The following is a 14,936-nucleotide window of genomic DNA, read 5'->3' as shown; positions in this document are numbered from 1 at the left end:
CGTCGGGGCCGCCCGTGACGGGGGCCCGCGAAGGGTGGGGGAGATGGTCAAGCGCGAGCGCGTGGTGCGTATGTCGGTGGAGCAGCCGTTGTGGCGGGCCCTGACCGTCTACCGTCTGCTCACGGTCGTCTACGCGGTGTTGCTGTTCCTCTCCGCGCAGCGGGACTTCGTCCGGCCCTGGGTGGCCGTCGGCTACCTCGGCGTGCTCGCCGTGTGGACCCTCGCCACCACGCCGAAGGTGGCCAACGCCGCCAGCTGCACCAAGCGGTTCCTCGGCGCAGACCTGGCGCTGGCCCTCACCGGCATCCTCCTCACCCCGCTCGCCGACGACCCCGCGCGGATAGCGGACGGCGGTCCCACCCTCCCCGGCATCTGGACCGCGGGCTCCGTCCTCGCCTTCGCCATCAAGGGCGGCTGGCGCTGGGCGGGCTTCGCGTCCTCCTTCGTGGCCGTGGCCAACATCGTCCAGCGCGGCGAGCCCACCCGGGACACCCTGCACAACGTCCTGCTGGTGTGGGTCGCGTCGATCGCCATCGGGTACGTCGTCGAGGTCGCGCGGGCCAGTGAGGCCACGCTGGCCCGGGCCCTGGAGATCGAGGCCGCCACCCGGGAGCGGGAGCGGCTGGCCCGGGACATCCACGACGGGGTGCTGCAGGTGCTCGCCATGGTCCAGCGGCGCGGCAACGAGATCGGCGGCGAGGCGGCGGAGCTCGGCCGGATGGCGGGGGAGCAGGAGGTCGCCCTGCGCACCCTGGTGGCGGGCGGGCTGGTGCCGCCCTCCCGGGTCTCCCGGGACGCCGCGCACGGCGCCCTGGTCGACACCGTCGACGTGTCCGGTCCCCGGACCGACGGATACGCGGACGGGGACGGATACGCGGACGGGGACGGCGGTGCCGGGATCGACGTGCGCACCCTGCTGGCCCCGCACGCCGGGTCCAAGGTGAGCTTCGCGGAGCCGGGCACCCCGGTGCCGCTGCCGGGTCCGGCGGCCAGGGAGCTGGCCGCAGCCGTCGGCGCCGCCCTCGACAACGTGCGCAAGCACGCCGGGGACGGGGCCAGGGCCTGGATCCTGCTGGAGGACTGGGGGGACGAGGTGATCGTCACGGTCCGGGACGACGGGCCCGGGATCCCGCCGGGCCGGCTCGACCAGGCGGCCGGCGAGGGCCGGATGGGCGTGGCCCTGTCCATCCGCGGGCGGCTGCGCGACCTCGGCGGCACCGCCGAGCTGGTGTCCGTGCCGGGACAGGGCACCGAAGTGGAACTGAAGGTACCCAGGGGGAGGACGGACAAGCGATGACGGCAGATGTGAGTGGCGGTGCCGACGCGATGGGCGGTGCCGGTGTGACGGGCGGTGCCGATGTGAGCGGTATCAGGGTGATGGTCGTGGACGACCACCCGATGTGGCGGGACGCGGTCGCCCGCGACCTCGGCGCGGCCGGGTTCGACGTGGTCGCCACCGCCGGGGACGGCCCGCAGGCGGTCCGCCGCGCCCTGGCCGTCGGCCCGGATGTGCTGGTCCTCGACCTCAACCTGCCGGGCATGCCCGGGGTCCAGGTCTGCAAGGAACTGGTCGGCGCCAACCCGGCGCTGCGCGTGCTGGTGCTGTCGGCGAGCGGTGAGCACGCCGACGTGCTGGAGGCCGTGAAGTCGGGGGCCACCGGCTACCTGCTGAAGTCGGCGGGGGCCCAGGAGCTGATCGACGCGGTGCGCCGGACCGCGGTCGGGGACCCGGTGTTCACGCCGGGCCTGGCCGGGCTGGTGCTCGGCGAGTACCGGAGGCTGGCCACCGAGCCGGCGCCGGCGGCCGCCGACGAGCCGAAGGCCCCGCAGCTGACCGACCGGGAGACCGAGGTGCTGCGGCTGGTGGCCAAGGGGCTGTCGTACAAGCAGATCGCGGAGCGCCTGGTGATCTCGCACCGCACCGTGCAGAACCACGTCCAGAACACCCTGGGCAAGCTGCAGCTGCACAACCGGGTGGAGCTCGTCCGCTACGCCATCGAGCGCGGGCTCGACGACGTCTGAGCCTCCGGGCGCGCCCGGCCGGCCCGGCCCGGCTGCTCGCCGCCCGGCTGCTCCCGGCCCGGGCGCCGTCGACCCGCATCCGTCGCATCCGTCGTATCCGTCGTGCCCGCAGTGCCTCCGCCCGCAGCGCCTCCGGCCGCAGTGCCCCCGCCCGCCGTGCGGGCCGTGCGGGCGACCCCGAGCAGGAGCACCCCGCAGGCGGCCACCACGATCCAGCCGGGCCGGGCGGCGTGCGCGAGGCCGTCCGGGCCGGTGCCCGCGACCAGGCCGCCCGCGATCGCGATGCCGAGCGCCGAGCCGAGCTGGCGGGCGGCGGACGTGATCGCCCCGGCCACCCCGGCCCGGGCCGGCGGCAGCCCGCCGACCGCGGTGTTGGTGATCGGGGCGTTGGCGAAGCCGAACCCGATGCCGATGAGCAGGTACGCGAACAGCAGCAGGGCCACGCCGGTGTCGTCGGCGAGCCGGGCCAGGCACAGTCCGCCCGCGGTGAGGAAGCCGCCGGCCAGGAGCAGCGGCAGCCGCGGCCCGGTCCGGCCGGTCAGCCGCCCGGACCAGGGCGCGCACACAGTCGCCCCGAGGGCCATGGGCAGGGTCGCCAGCCCCGAGGCGAGCGGCGTCCAGCCCCGGACGTGCTGCAGGTAGAGGGTGTTGAGCAGCAGGGCCGTGCTCAGGGCGACGAACACCGCCACCGCACCCAGGAACGCCCCACGGAACGCCGCACCCCGGAACAGCCCCAGGTCCACCAGCGGTTCCCGCCTGCGGGACTCCACCCGTACGAACGCGGCCGTGGCCGCGGCGGCCAGTGCGTAGCCGGCCAGCGCCGCCGGCGAGGTCCAGCCGATGTGCGGGCCTTCGATGAGCACGCCGACCGAGACGGCGACGAGCACGGTCAGCAGGACCTGGCCGGGAAGGTCGAGCCGCCGGGCCCGCTCGGCCCGGGACTCGGGTACGAACACCGCGGTGAGCACCAGCGCGGCCACGACGACCGGCAGGTTGACCCAGAACAGCGAGCGCCAGCCGAAGGCGGCGAGCAGCGCGCCGCCCGTGACGGGCCCGGCGGCCATGCTGAGTCCGAAGACCGCCGCCCAGACGCCGATCGCCTGGGCCCGTTCCCTCGGGTCCGGCATCGCGTTGACCACGATCGCCAGGGCCACGGGACTGAGCATGGAGGCGCCGATCCCCTGTGCGGCACGGGCGGCGACGAGCACCTCCAGGGACGGGGCGACCGCGCAGACCAGCGAGGCCGCGCCGAACACGGCCAGCCCGCACCGGAAGACCCGGCGGCGGCCGTACCGGTCCGCCAGTGCGCCGGCGGAGATCAGCAGGCCGGCCAGGACGAGCGTGTACGCGTCCACGGCCCACTCCAGCCCGCGGGTGCCGACCCCCAGGCCGTGCCCGATCGCGGGCAGACCGACGTTGACGATGGTGGTGTCCAGGCCCACCAGGAACATGCTCAGGGCGCAGACGGCCAGCACCGTCCACCTCCGTCGGGCGCTCAGGACCGCCGGGCCGTCCGCCCCACCCGTTCCCGGTCCCGCACCCGTCGTCCTCCCCGTCCCGCTCGCCGTTCCCGTGCCCTTCTCCGTGCCCTTCTCCGTGCCCTTCTCCGTTCCCTCCTCCGTCCCTGTCCTTTTCCCCGTCCCTTTCCCCGGTCCCGTCTCCGTCGGAATCCTCGTGTCCGCCATGGTCCGCCCCTCGCGTCCGTAAGCACCTTTCCGGCCAGCCTGCGTCCGGAGGGCTCCGGCGGCCCAGGAAGTTTGCGGAGATGGCAAAACGGCCGCTCGCTGCCGTTCGGGCATCCCTCATGAGGGTGAATCCGGAGCGCGCAACACCTCGTGGTTCCGCCGGAGTTGCCCGCGTACGCCGGAACGGCACGGACCGCGTCTCACTAGCGTGACCGCCATGGCGAAAGGAGATTCCATGAAGGTCGGAGTGCTCACCGGGGGCGGCGACTGCCCCGGGCTCAACGCGGTCATCCGCGGCATCGTCCGCAAGGGCGTCCAGGAATACCAGTACGAGTTCGTCGGCTACCGCGACGGCTGGCGGGGTCCGCTGGAAGGGGCCACCGTCCCGCTGGACATCCCGGCCGTCCGCGGCATCCTGCCGCGCGGCGGAACCATCCTCGGCTCCTCCCGCACGAACCCCTTCAAGACCGAGAACGGCGTCCGCGACATCAAGGACAACCTCGCCAAGCACGAGGTCGACGCGTTGATCGCGATCGGCGGCGAGGACACCCTGGGCGTCGCCGCCCGGCTCCACGGGGAGTACGGCGTCCCGTGCGTGGGCGTGCCGAAGACCATCGACAACGACCTGTCGGCCACCGACTACACCTTCGGTTTCGACACCGCCGTGGGCATCGCCACCGAGGCCATCGACCGGCTCCACACCACGGCCGAGTCCCACATGAGGGTCCTGGTGGTCGAGGTGATGGGCCGTCACGCCGGCTGGATCGCCCTGCACTCCGGGCTGGCGGGCGGCGCCAACGTCATCCTCATCCCCGAGCAGCGCTTCGACCTGGACCAGGTGTGCGCCTGGGTCACCTCCCGGTTCAAGGCCAGCTACGCGCCGATCGTGGTGGTCGCCGAGGGCGCCATGCCCAAGGACGGCGACATGGTGCTGAAGGACGCGACCAAGGACTCCTTCGGGCACGTGCGGCTGTCCGGGGTCGGCGAGTGGCTGGCCAAGGAGATCGAGGCGCGCACCGGCAAGGAGGCCCGGACCACCGTTCTCGGGCACGTCCAGCGCGGCGGCACCCCGAGCGCGTACGACCGCTGGCTGGCCACCCGCTTCGGGCTGCACGCCATCGAGGCGGTGCGGGACGGGGACTTCGGGAAGATGGTGGCGCTGAAGGGCACCGACGTGGTGCGGGTGCCCATCGCCGAGGCCACGTCCAAGCTGAAGACCGTGGACCCGGCCCTCTACGAGGAAGTCGGCGTGTTCTTCGGCTGATTCCCCTGATCGTTCCGGGTCCGGGTGCCGCCGGGAGCGCGAGCGCGCCCGGCGGCACCGCACCCCCGTCTAGGCCGCCGGCACGCCCAGTTCCAGCCCGGCCAGCCGGTCCTCGTCGGCGATGATGTCGATGCCCGTGATGGTGTCGGCGTCCTCGCCCGCCCCGAAGGTGAACGACAGGACGAGGAACAGCCGCCCGTTCACGGCCATGGCCAGTCCGACCGAGCCGTCGACCAGTGCCGGACCGGTGAGCCGGGCCCGGGACATGGCCGCCATCGCGCCCTGCGCGACCGCGAGCGCGCCGCCCACCCGGATCGGCTCCGGGGTCGGGATCACCGACCGGTCGGCGCGCAGCACCACGTCCGGGTCGAGCAGGGCGAGCAGCGCCTCGAAGTCGCCGCCGCGGGTGGCGGACAGGAACGCGTCCACCACCCGGCGCCGCCGGCTCAGGTCGGCCTCGGGCAGCGGGCTGCCGCCCTTGACCCGGCGCCGGGCCCGGCTGGCCAGCTGGCGGGTCGCCGCCGGGGTCTTCTCGATCATCCGGGCGATGTCCTCGAAGGGCACGGCGAACATGTCGTGCAGGACGAACGCGACCCGCTCGGACGGCGCCAGCGTGTCCAGCACCACCAGCAGCGCCACCCCGACCGAGTCGGCCATCACCGCCTCCTGCTCCGGGTCCGTGCCCTCCCGGGGCGCGGGCGTGCCGGGTGCCGGGGCGTCCAGCGGCTCCTCGCCGCGGGTCCGCCGGGTCCGCAGCATGTTCAGGCACACCCGGCCCACCACCGTGGTCAGCCACCCGGTGAGGTTCTGCACCTCGCCGATGTCGGCGGCGCTCGCCCGCAGCCAGGCGTCCTGTACCGCGTCCTCGGCCTCGCTGACCGAGCCCAGCATCCGGTAGGCCACCGCCCGCAGGTGCGAGCGGTCCGCCTCGAAGCGCTCCGCCAGGACCAACTGCCCGTCCAACATCCCCGATTCCCCCTAGACCTGCTCAGGACAAGACTCAACGCCGTGAGCATGCCAGGCCGGTCCCGGGCCGTCCGCACGCCCCCCGGACGCCGTCACGCCGGCGCCGGTGCGGTGATCCGGGCCAGCAGGTCCCGCACCAGCTCCGCCCCGCGCAGCGTCAGCACCGACTCCGGGTGGAACTGGACCCCGGCGAACCCCGGACCGCGCAGTGCGTGCACCTCGTCCGTGGCGGGGTCCCGGGAGACCTCCACGCCCCTCTCCGCCAGCCGGGCCGCGAGCTCCGCGTCGCACGCCGCCGTGTAGGTGTTGTAGAAGCCGACCACCTCCGGCACCCCGAACAGGGAGATCCGGGTCTGTGCCCCCTGGGCCGGCTCCGCCTTGCGGACCAGCGGCAGCCCGAGCTCCGAGGCGAGCAGCTCATGGCCCAGGCACACCCCGAGCAGGCCGTGCCGCGGACCGGGCCCCCGCCCGTACCCCTGCCCGTACCCCTCGCCGTCCGGGTGTCCGGCCAGCAGGTCCGCCGTCAGCGCCCGCAGCATGCACATCTTCGGGTCCGCGGAGTCGTCCGGGTTGCCGGGGCCGGGCCCGAGCACCACCGGCCCCTCCCAGGCCAGGGCCGCCGCCCGCAGCCCGGGATCGTCGTAGCGGCGTACGGACACCTCCAGGCCGGACACCCGCAGCAGGTGCGCCAGCATCGCGGTGAAGGTGTCCTCGCCGTCCACCACCAGGGCGCGCCCGGCCGGCCCGGCGGGCCGGTCCTGCATCCGCAGCCAGAACGGGGCCAGGCCGGCCCGCCGGGAGGCCAGTGCCGCCCGGACCCGCGGGTCCTCCGCCAGCGGCGCGGCGGGACCCTCCGGTCCCCGCGGGCGCGGCCCGGCCGGCGGCCGTACGCCCAGTGCCGCCAGCACCCCGGCCGCCTTCGCGTGGGTCTCGGCCACCTCCGAAGCCGGGTCGGAGTGCCGGACCAAGGTGGCGCCGACCGGCACCCGCACGGTGCCGTCGGGGGCGATGTCGGCGGTGCGGATCAGGATGGGGGAGTCCAGGGTCTGCACCCCGTTCGCGTCCTCGCCCAGCAGGGCCAGCGCCCCCGCGTAGTAGCCCCGGCCGCCGGTCTCGTACCGCTCGATCACCCGGCAGGCGTTCTGCACCGGGGAGCCGGTCACGGTGGCGGCGAACATGGTCTCCCGCAGCACCTCGCGCACGTCCAGCGAGGAGCGGCCGCGCAGCTCGTACTCGGTGTGTGCGAGGTGGGCCATCTCCTTCAGGCGCGGCCCGACCACCACCCCGCCGCGGTCGCCGACGGTGCACATCATCTTCAGCTCCTCGTCGACCACCATGGAGAGCTCCTCGCGCTCCTTGCGGTCGTCGAGGAAGGACAGCAGCGACTCCACGGTGGGCCCGCCCTCCGGATGGCGGTAGGTGCCGCTGATCGGGTTCATCACGACCGTCCCGCCGGTCATCCGGACGTGCACCTCGGGACTGGCCCCGACCAGCGTCCGGTCGCCGGTGTGCACGACGTACGTCCAGTACGCGCCGCGCTCGCCCGCCAGCAGCCGCCGGAACAGCGCGAGGGCGTCGGCCCGCCCGAAGCCGCCGATCCGGCCCCGGTAGGTGCGGCGGATGACGAAGTTCGCCCCCTCGCCCCGGCCGATCTCGTCCTCGATCACCCGGCGCACGGTCCGGGCGTACTCCTCGTCGGTGACGTCGAAGCCCCCGTCCGTGACGGTGACCGGGCGGTCCGGCAGGGCGGCCAGCGCCTCCGCGAGCGGGACCTCGTACGCCTCCTCCGCCTCCAGGACGCACAGGGGAGTGCCGTCGTCCCGTACGTCGAACCCGCGCTCGCGGATCTGCCGGAACGGGACCAGGGCCAGCGAGGGCACCCGGCCGACCGGCAGGTCGGCCAGGCGCGCGACCTCCCGGACCGGGCCGGTGAGCACCTCGACGGTCTCGTGGTCGCGGCCGGGCGTGCGCCGCCGCAGCAGGGCGAAGGGCGGGCCGGCGGGGTCGAGCAGCCGGTCGAGCAGTCGGTCGAGGGGGATGACCTGACTCATTGCGGTTCCTTCCGGGGGCGTCACAGGAGGCGGGAGGGAACGGCCCGGAAAAGCAGAAAAGGCCGCCCCTCGGGCGGCCTTCGCGTCAGTAACGGTACGCGCAAGTCAGTGGGCCGCCGGATGAGCGGTCCACCACCAGTTCTGGTTGCTGTGCGCGAACATGCCGGTGACCCTACACCCACCACCGTGTGAATCCGGAGATTCCCGTCTCACGTTGTGGGCACCGGGCCGGACAGCGGCCTTCACGACGTAATGTTTACGAGGTGACCGTGAACGCTGAAACCCACGCCCCCGCCGCCAAGGCGACCTGGCGAGACCTGCCCGCGGCGCAGCAGCCTTCGTACCCCGATGCCGAGGCTCTGCGCGCTGTCGTCGCGGACCTCGAGTCGTATCCCCCGCTCGTTTTCGCGGGCGAATGCGACCAGCTGCGCGCCCGTCTGGGAGCCGTCGCCCGGGGTGAGGCGTTCCTCCTCCAGGGCGGCGACTGCGCCGAGGCATTCGACGCCGTGTCCGCCGACCACATCCGTGCCAAGCTCAAGACGCTGCTCCAGATGTCGGCCGTCCTCACCTACGCGGCCTCCGTGCCGGTGGTCAAGGTCGGACGCATCGCCGGACAGTACTCCAAGCCGCGCTCCAAGGACACCGAGACCCGCGACGGGATCACGCTGCCCACCTACCGCGGCGACTCCGTCAACGGCTTCGCCTTCACCGAAGAGGCCCGCGTCCCGGACCCGGAGCGCCTGAAGCGGATGTACCACGCGTCCGCCTCGACGCTGAACCTGGTGCGCGCCTTCACCACCGGTGGCTACGCCGACCTGCGCCAGGTGCACGCCTGGAACCAGGACTTCGTGAAGTCCTCCCCGTCCGGCCAGCGCTACGAGGCGCTCGCCCGGGAGATCGACAACGCCCTGAACTTCATGAAGGCCTGTGGCACCGACCCGGCCGAGTTCAAGGCGGTGGAGTTCTACGCCTCCCACGAGGCGCTGCTCCTCGACTACGAGGGCGCCCTCACCCGTACGGACTCCCGCACCGGGAAGCTGTACGACACCTCCGGCCACATGGTGTGGATCGGCGAGCGCACCCGCCAGCTGGACCACGCGCACATCGAGTTCTGCTCGCGGATCGCCAACCCGGTCGGCATCAAGCTCGGCCCGACCACCACCGTGGACGAGGCCCTGACCTACGTCGACCGCCTCGACCCGGACCGCGAGCCGGGCCGGCTGACCTTCGTCGTCCGCATGGGCGCCGACAAGGTCCGCGACAAGCTCCCCGAGCTGGTCGAGAAGGTCACCGCCTCCGGTGCGGTCGTCGCCTGGGTCACCGACCCGATGCACGGCAACACCTTCGAGGCGGCCTCCGGCCACAAGACCCGCCGCTTCGACGACGTGCTCGACGAGGTCAAGGGCTTCTTCGAGGTCCACAAGGAGCTGGGCACCCACCCGGGCGGCATCCACGTGGAGCTCACCGGCGACGACGTCACCGAGTGCGTGGGCGGCGGCGACGAGATCTTCGTCGACGACCTGCACCAGCGCTACGAGACGGCCTGCGACCCGCGGCTCAACCGCAGTCAGTCGCTGGACCTGGCGTTCCTGGTGGCGGAGATGTACCGCGACCAGTGAGTCGTGATCAGTAGGTAGCTTCGTACGAGCTGTGGGGCGTGGATCTGTGATCCGCGCCCCACAGTCGTCTTCAGGCCTTTTAGGGAACCCTAAGTTTGGGTACGGTTAGGTAAGCCTCACCGAATAGGGGATGGCTGGTCCGAGCATTCCTCTCAGGGAGGTGAACCGCGTGTACGTCTGCTCTTGCTTCGGCATCACCGACAAGCAGGTGAAGGAACACGCGGCTGCCGGGGCCTGCACCCCCCGCCAGATCGCCTCGGCCACCAAGGCCGGCACCGACTGCGGATCCTGCGTCCGTACGATCCAGGGCCTGCTGGGCCGGGGCGCGTGCCCCCGCCGCGAGCTGCTGGAGAAGGGACGCGCGGCGACCGCCGTCCTGGCGCCGGAGTCCGAGCTGGTGGAAGCGGCCTAGCCGGCCACCTGCGGGCTAGCTCTCCGGCTGCTCGACGAGCTGCGCGATGTAGAGCGGCTCACCCAGGGTCTCGATGAGCTCCAGCTGGGTGTCGAGGTAGTCGATGTGGTGCTCCTCGTCCTCCAGGATCTCCTCGAAGAGCCGTGCCGAGGTGATGTCCCCCTTGCCGCGCATGACCTCGATGCCGCGCTTGAGGCGGTCGATCGCCTCGACCTCGACCTGCCGGTCCGCCTGGAACATCTCGGTGATGGTCTGGCCCACCCGGACATGGAACAGCCGCTGGTAGTTCGGCAGGCCGTCGAGCATGAGGATTCGCTCGGTGAGCTTGTCCGCGTGCTTCATCTCGTCGATGGACTCTTCACGCGTGTACTTGGCGAGCTTGGTCCAGCCCTTGTTGTCCTGAATGCGGTAGTGCAGCCAGTACTGGTTGATCGCCGTGAGCTCGCCGGTGAGCTGTTCGTTCAGAAACTCGAGGACCTCGGGGTCGCCCTGCATGGCTTCAGGCTCCTTCCAGAGCAGGAGAACGTGGCAATGCGCGCATCCTTGCACCGCCGCCGAAGACCGTCCAGTAAGTGCCTCCTTAGTAGGAGTTGCCCGAATCGACGTCACCTGGTCATGACCACCCTTGCCCGTCTGTCACCATGGAGACATGGGTCAGCCGGACAGCCGGGAATCTCCGGGAGCAGAGCAGCTGGAGCTTCCCCCCGGCCAGCGGCTGCAGCGGGGCTGGCCGGTGACGCACTACGGACCCGTCCCCAAGTTCAAGCCGGACCGCTGGGAGTTCAGGGTCTTCGGGGCCACCGCCGACGGCGAGAAGCACTGCTGGAACCACGAGGAGTTCGCGGCCCTGCCGTTCACCTCGGTCGTCGCGGACCTGCACTGCGTGACGAAGTTCAGCATGCGGGGGGCCGAATGGGGCGGGGTGCTCGCACGTACCGTGCTCGAACTGGCGCCGCCGTCGCCGCAGGTCACGCATGTGATGGTGTGGGCCGAGTACGGCTTCAGCTCCAACATGCGGCTGTCGGACTTCGCTTCCGGCCGCACGGTCTTCGCCACCCACGAGGGCGGTGAACTGCTCACCGCCGAGCACGGGTTCCCGCTCCGGCTGGTCGTCCCGCACCTCTACGCGTGGAAGGGCCCCAAGTGGGTCCGCGGCGTGGAGTACATGACCGCCGACCGCCGCGGCTTCTGGGAGGAGCGCGGCTACCACAACATCGGCGACCCCTGGCGCGAACAGCGCTACTCCTACCAGGAGGAGCCGGGGGACGGCCCCGAGATCTAGGCCCCTCAGTGGTGGTACTGGTGGACCACGGCGTGGCCCTTGCCGCGGCCGATCATCCACTTGTTGACCGGGGTGGTGATCACGAAGGCGGCCGCCAGGGCGATCGCCAGCACGATCCAGAACAGCGGGTCCGACAGGTGGGCGTCCATGGCGCCCGGCCACAGGGCGATCACGCCGTTGTCGATCAGCTCCATGACGGCGATGGACAGGGTGTCGGCGGCCAGAGCCACCCGGACGGCGGTACGGAAGTCAACGCCGGCGCCCAGGATCCCGCGCAGGGTGAGCGCGTAGCCGAAGAAGAACGCCAGGATGATCGCCAGGATCATGGTCGGCATGTTCCCCCAGCCCAGGGCGGTGCCGATGATCATGCCCAGCACCTCGCCGATGGCGCAGCCGGTCAGGCAGTGCAGGGTGGCCTTCGCCGCCATCGCCCAGCTGACCGGGCCGCCGCCGTGATGGCCGTGGTGGGCTTGGTGGTCGTGCTGGGCGTGCTGGGCGTGCGCATCCTGCCCGTGCTGCGAGTGCGCTGCGTGCTGGTCGTGCCCGTGTTGCTCGTGCTGTCCGTGCTGCTCGTGCCGTGCATGCTGCTCGTGCCGTGCATGCTGCTCGTGCCGTGCATGCTGCTCGTGCCGGTCGTGCCCGTGCTGCCCGTGCTGTTCGTGGTGAGCGTGTGCGTGCTTCGCGTGGTCCATGGCATCCCCCAGGGAACGTCAGAGTAACGGTCCTGTCGACAGACAGAACCGTATACCCCCAAGGGGTATTCCTCAACGGGGAACGATCGGGAAAACGATCAACGCAGCGATTTCAGCAGTGCCACGTCGGCCGCGTGCCCCTCCTTGCCGCCCGGCGTCTCGATGATCAGCGGCACCCCGGCCGTCTCCCCGTGCGTGAACAGCTCCGCGAAGGCGTCGCGGCCGATGTGCCCGGCGCCGATGTTGGCGTGCCGGTCCTTGTGCGCGCCCACGCCCTCCTTGGAGTCGTTGGCGTGGATCAGCTTCAGCCGCCCCGCCCCCACCGTCTCCACCAGCAGGTCCAGGGTCTCCTTGGTCCCGCCCGGACCGGCCAGGTCGTGGCCCGCCGCGAAGATGTGGCAGGTGTCCAGGCAGATCCCGAGCTTGGGGTGGGAGTCCAGCGCCTCGAAGTACGGCCCGAAGTCCCACGTCCGCGAGCAGAGCGAGAAGCCCTGCCCGGCCGTCGACTCCAGCAGCAGGAAGGGGTCGTCGTCGTGCGTCAGCTCGTCCAGCAGCGGCAGCATGTGCTCCCTGACCTGCGCCAGGGCGGCCTCCCGCGGCCGGCCTCCGGTGGCCGAACCGGTGTGCACCACCACGCCCAGCGCGCCGATCTCCCGCCCCCGGCGCAGCGAATGCCGCAGCGACTCCACCGACTTCTCCACGGTGGCCTCGGTGTGCGAGCCGAAGTTGATCAGGTACGGCGCATGCACGTACGCGGGGATGCCCTGCTCCGCGCACTGCGTGCGGAACAGCTCGTCCTGCGCCGGATTCCCGGTCGGGGTCGCCCAGCCGCGCGGATTGGCCACGAAGACCTGCACCGCCTCGGCGCCCATCTCCCGTGCGTAGGAGAGGCCGACCGTGGCGAGACCGCCCGCCACGGGCACGTGCCCGCCCACCGGATTGCGCATGGTGTCGTTCACGTGCCGCTACAGCCCCTTGGTCCGGATGGTGATCGTGCTGCCCTCGGAGGCGGACGAGCCGCCCGGCACCGACTGGGAGTCCACGGTGTCGGAGAACGACAGGAACGGGCGGTCCACCTTCACCTGGAACCCGACGGCCTCCAGCGCCTTCCGGGCGTCGCCCACGTTCCGGCCGCGCACGTCCGGGACCGGGACCTGCCGCGGGCCCTTGGACACGGTCAGCGTCACGGTGTCCCCGGCCGCGGCCTGGGTGCCCGCGGCCACCGACTGGTTCGCCACCAGACCGGCCGGCTGCGCCGAGTTGACCTGCTCGGGGGCCATCGCGACCTTCAGCCCGAGGCCCTCCAGGGCCGCCCGGGCCTGGTCCACCGGCAGACCGACCGTGGCGGGCACCGGGACCGGGCGGCCCTTGCTCACCACCAGGGCCACCGCGGTGTCCGGGGCGCGCTTCTGGCCGGCGGCCGGGTCGGTGCCGATGACCGCGCCCTGCGGGACGTCCTCGCTGAAGGCCTGGGTGACCATGCCGGGCGCCAGGCCGGCCTTGGTGAGCTCGGCCCTGGCCGCGTCGAGCGGCTTGCCCTTGACGCCGGGCACGGACACGATCTGCGGCCCGCGCGAGACCACGAGGGTGACGGAGCCGTTGCCGCGGATCTGCTCCCCGGCGGCCGGGGCGCTGTCCATGACGGTGCCCCGCTCGAAGGTGTCGCTGAACCGGCGGTCCACGCCCTTCACACCGAGACCGGCCTCCTTCAGCCGGTCCCGCGCCTCCTGCTCGGTCTTCCCGAGCACGTGCGGGACCTGCGTGAACTGCCCGGAGCTGATGTACCAGACGCCGGCGCCGAGGCCGAGCGCGAGCAGCACCCCCGCCAGCGCGAGCAGCACCCCGCGGCGGGGCGCCCGCAGCCGGGGGGCGGCGGGCGCGGCCGGGGCGGGCGGCACCGGCGGCACCTCCAGCCGCGAGGTGTGGTGCGGATTGTGCGTGGGGACGCCCATCGGGCGCGGGATCACCCCGGTACGGTCCTCCGCGGAGGACCGCTCGGCGGCCTGCGCCTGCGGCGGTACGGCGTCCAGCTCGGCGTCGGTCAGTCCGGCGCGGGCGTCGCGGGCCAGGGCGAGCAGGGCCACCGCGTCCTCCGGGCGGCCCTCGGGTGCGCGGGCGGCGGCCGCGGCGACCAGGCCGTCCAGGGCGGCCGGCAGGCCGGGCACGACCGCGGAGGGGGCGGGCACGTCCTCGTGGAGGTGCCGGTAGAGCACCTGGGCGGGGGTGCCGCCGGTGTGCGGCTTGGCTCCGGTGAGCATCTCGTAGAACACCACGCCGCAGGCGTAGACGTCGGCACGCGTGTCGGCGGTGCCGTTCTCGATCTGCTCGGGGGCGAGGTAGGAGACGGTGCCGAGGACGGCTCCGGTGGTGCTGGTGACGGTGTCCACACTGCGGACCAGCCCAAAGTCGGCGACCTTCACCCGGCCGTCGTCGCCGATCAGCACGTTCTCGGGCTTCATGTCCCGGTGCACGAAACCGGCGCGGTGCGCGGCCCCGAGCGCGGCGAGCACCGGCTCCAGGATGTCCAGCGCGGCCCGCGGCTGGAGCGCACCGCGCTCGCGCAGTACGTCGCGCAGGGTGCAGCCGGAGACGTACTCCATGGCGAGGTAGACGTACGGCCCCTCGGTGCCCTGGTCGAAGACGGCCACCACGTTGGGGTGGGCGAGCCGGGCCACCGACTTGGCCTCCCGGATGAACCGCTCGACGAAGCCGGGCTCGGCCGCGAGGGCGGGGTGCATGACCTTCAGCGCGAGGATGCGGTCGAGACGGGTGTCGAGGGCGCGGTAGACCGTGGCCATGCCGCCGGCCGCGATCCGGGCGTCGATGCGGTAGCGGCCGTCGAGCACGCGCCCGACGAGGGGGTCATCCAGGGTCGTATCCACCCGGCGATTCTACGAGCGCGTCGGCTGCGTCCGGCCGGGGTGGTCATGCTTGCGGCAGAGC

Annotated in this window: 15 protein-coding genes; 7 read left to right on the top strand and 8 right to left on the bottom strand. The window is 72.6% G+C overall.

All coding sequences use genetic code 11. From position 1 onward, the window contains the following. Positions 1-43: 43 nt before the first annotated feature. Positions 44-1,297: a DUF5931 domain-containing protein gene (locus AB0O36_RS16350; protein WP_365110025.1), complete on the top strand. Its 1,254-nt coding sequence runs from the start codon at positions 44-46 to the stop codon at positions 1,295-1,297. A 29-nt stretch (positions 1,298-1,326) separates the two neighbouring features. Continuing rightward, positions 1,327-2,022, top strand: coding sequence for a response regulator transcription factor (locus tag AB0O36_RS16345; RefSeq protein WP_365110147.1), 696 nt, complete (start codon positions 1,327-1,329; stop codon positions 2,020-2,022). Here AB0O36_RS16345 and AB0O36_RS16340 read toward each other — a convergent pair. Continuing rightward, the gene (locus AB0O36_RS16340) at positions 1,989-3,497 is read right to left on the bottom strand and encodes an MFS transporter (RefSeq protein ID WP_365110022.1); all 1,509 of its coding nucleotides are present in this window, start codon (positions 3,495-3,497) and stop codon (positions 1,989-1,991) included. The two genes, AB0O36_RS16345 and AB0O36_RS16340, sit on opposite strands and share 34 nt — an antisense overlap. 445 nt (positions 3,498-3,942) lie before the next feature. Here AB0O36_RS16340 and AB0O36_RS16335 point away from each other — a divergent pair, with 445 nt between their 5' ends. Then, a complete protein-coding gene (locus tag AB0O36_RS16335) occupies positions 3,943-4,971 on the top strand; it encodes a 6-phosphofructokinase (RefSeq protein WP_365110019.1) in 1,029 nt (342 codons plus the stop codon). A gap of 69 nt (positions 4,972-5,040) precedes the next feature. Here AB0O36_RS16335 and AB0O36_RS16330 read toward each other — a convergent pair whose 3' ends face one another. From AB0O36_RS16330 to AB0O36_RS16320, 3 genes are all read right to left on the bottom strand, one after another. Beyond that, positions 5,041-5,937, bottom strand: coding sequence for a sigma-70 family RNA polymerase sigma factor (locus tag AB0O36_RS16330; RefSeq protein WP_365110016.1), 897 nt, complete (start codon positions 5,935-5,937; stop codon positions 5,041-5,043). Positions 5,938-6,029: 92 nt separating this feature from the next. Then, the gene (locus AB0O36_RS16325; protein ID WP_365110013.1) at positions 6,030-7,988 is read right to left on the bottom strand and encodes an anthranilate synthase family protein; all 1,959 of its coding nucleotides are present in this window, start codon (positions 7,986-7,988) and stop codon (positions 6,030-6,032) included. Between the two features lie 105 nt (positions 7,989-8,093). Beyond that, on the bottom strand, positions 8,094-8,150 hold the full coding sequence (locus tag AB0O36_RS16320; protein ID WP_101392327.1) for a trp operon leader peptide: 57 nt from the start codon (positions 8,148-8,150) through the stop codon (positions 8,094-8,096). Positions 8,151-8,251: 101 nt separating this feature from the next. On the opposite strand from AB0O36_RS16320, the gene AB0O36_RS16315 reads away from it, so the two are divergent. Further along, on the top strand, positions 8,252-9,607 hold the full coding sequence (locus AB0O36_RS16315) for a class II 3-deoxy-7-phosphoheptulonate synthase (protein WP_365110011.1): 1,356 nt from the start codon (positions 8,252-8,254) through the stop codon (positions 9,605-9,607). Positions 9,608-9,767: 160 nt separating this feature from the next. After that, a complete protein-coding gene (locus AB0O36_RS16310; RefSeq protein ID WP_365110008.1) occupies positions 9,768-10,019 on the top strand; it encodes a (2Fe-2S)-binding protein in 252 nt (83 codons plus the stop codon). A 15-nt stretch (positions 10,020-10,034) separates the two neighbouring features. Here AB0O36_RS16310 and bfr read toward each other — a convergent pair whose 3' ends face one another. After that, positions 10,035-10,514 carry a bacterioferritin gene (gene bfr / locus AB0O36_RS16305; RefSeq protein ID WP_365110005.1) on the bottom strand — a complete coding sequence of 160 codons (480 nt, stop codon included), beginning with the start codon at positions 10,512-10,514 and terminating at the stop codon, positions 10,035-10,037. Positions 10,515-10,668: 154 nt separating this feature from the next. Between bfr and AB0O36_RS16300 the strand changes: the two genes are divergently transcribed. Further along, positions 10,669-11,301 (top strand): sulfite oxidase-like oxidoreductase, encoded by a 633-nt coding sequence (locus AB0O36_RS16300; RefSeq protein WP_365110003.1) that lies wholly within the window; start codon positions 10,669-10,671, stop codon positions 11,299-11,301. Positions 11,302-11,306: 5 nt separating this feature from the next. Here the strand turns inward: AB0O36_RS16300 and AB0O36_RS16295 are convergent, their stop codons facing one another. Continuing rightward, positions 11,307-11,729: a DUF4396 domain-containing protein gene (locus tag AB0O36_RS16295; RefSeq protein ID WP_365110000.1), complete on the bottom strand. Its 423-nt coding sequence runs from the start codon at positions 11,727-11,729 to the stop codon at positions 11,307-11,309. Positions 11,730-11,774: 45 nt separating this feature from the next. Between AB0O36_RS16295 and AB0O36_RS16290 the strand changes: the two genes are divergently transcribed. Continuing rightward, entirely contained in the window at positions 11,775-12,020 is a 246-nt protein-coding gene (locus tag AB0O36_RS16290) for a hypothetical protein (protein ID WP_365109998.1), read from the top strand. Positions 12,021-12,091: 71 nt separating this feature from the next. Here the strand turns inward: AB0O36_RS16290 and AB0O36_RS16285 are convergent, their stop codons facing one another. Together AB0O36_RS16285 and pknB are read right to left on the bottom strand one after the other, a co-directional pair. Continuing rightward, positions 12,092-12,940 carry a deoxyribonuclease IV gene (locus AB0O36_RS16285; protein ID WP_365110144.1) on the bottom strand — a complete coding sequence of 283 codons (849 nt, stop codon included), beginning with the start codon at positions 12,938-12,940 and terminating at the stop codon, positions 12,092-12,094. An 18-nt stretch (positions 12,941-12,958) separates the two neighbouring features. Continuing rightward, positions 12,959-14,875 carry a Stk1 family PASTA domain-containing Ser/Thr kinase gene (gene pknB, locus AB0O36_RS16280; RefSeq protein WP_365109995.1) on the bottom strand — a complete coding sequence of 639 codons (1,917 nt, stop codon included), beginning with the start codon at positions 14,873-14,875 and terminating at the stop codon, positions 12,959-12,961. Positions 14,876-14,936: the final 61 nt, after the last annotated feature.

Origin of the sequence: Streptomyces sp. NPDC089799, assembly GCF_040684755.1 — a bacterium.
Classification (GTDB): domain Bacteria; phylum Actinomycetota; class Actinomycetes; order Streptomycetales; family Streptomycetaceae; genus Streptomyces.
Note: the sequence above shows the minus strand (reverse complement) of the source record. Positions and strands in the feature narration are given on the sequence as shown.

Coding starts and splice junctions, on each gene's coding strand:
- AB0O36_RS16295 (WP_365110000.1), bottom strand. CDS start 11,729: ATGGCGGCGAAGGCCACCCTGCACTGCCTGACCGGCTGCGCCATCGGC.
- AB0O36_RS16300 (WP_365110003.1), top strand. CDS start 10,669: ATGGGTCAGCCGGACAGCCGGGAATCTCCGGGAGCAGAGCAGCTGGAG.
- AB0O36_RS16345 (WP_365110147.1), top strand. CDS start 1,327: ATGGGCGGTGCCGGTGTGACGGGCGGTGCCGATGTGAGCGGTATCAGG.
- bfr (WP_365110005.1), bottom strand. CDS start 10,514: ATGCAGGGCGACCCCGAGGTCCTCGAGTTTCTGAACGAACAGCTCACC.
- AB0O36_RS16335 (WP_365110019.1), top strand. CDS start 3,943: ATGAAGGTCGGAGTGCTCACCGGGGGCGGCGACTGCCCCGGGCTCAAC.
- AB0O36_RS16285 (WP_365110144.1), bottom strand. CDS start 12,940: ATGCGCAATCCGGTGGGCGGGCACGTGCCCGTGGCGGGCGGTCTCGCC.
- AB0O36_RS16350 (WP_365110025.1), top strand. CDS start 44: ATGGTCAAGCGCGAGCGCGTGGTGCGTATGTCGGTGGAGCAGCCGTTG.
- AB0O36_RS16325 (WP_365110013.1), bottom strand. CDS start 7,988: ATGAGTCAGGTCATCCCCCTCGACCGACTGCTCGACCGGCTGCTCGAC.
- AB0O36_RS16330 (WP_365110016.1), bottom strand. CDS start 5,937: ATGTTGGACGGGCAGTTGGTCCTGGCGGAGCGCTTCGAGGCGGACCGC.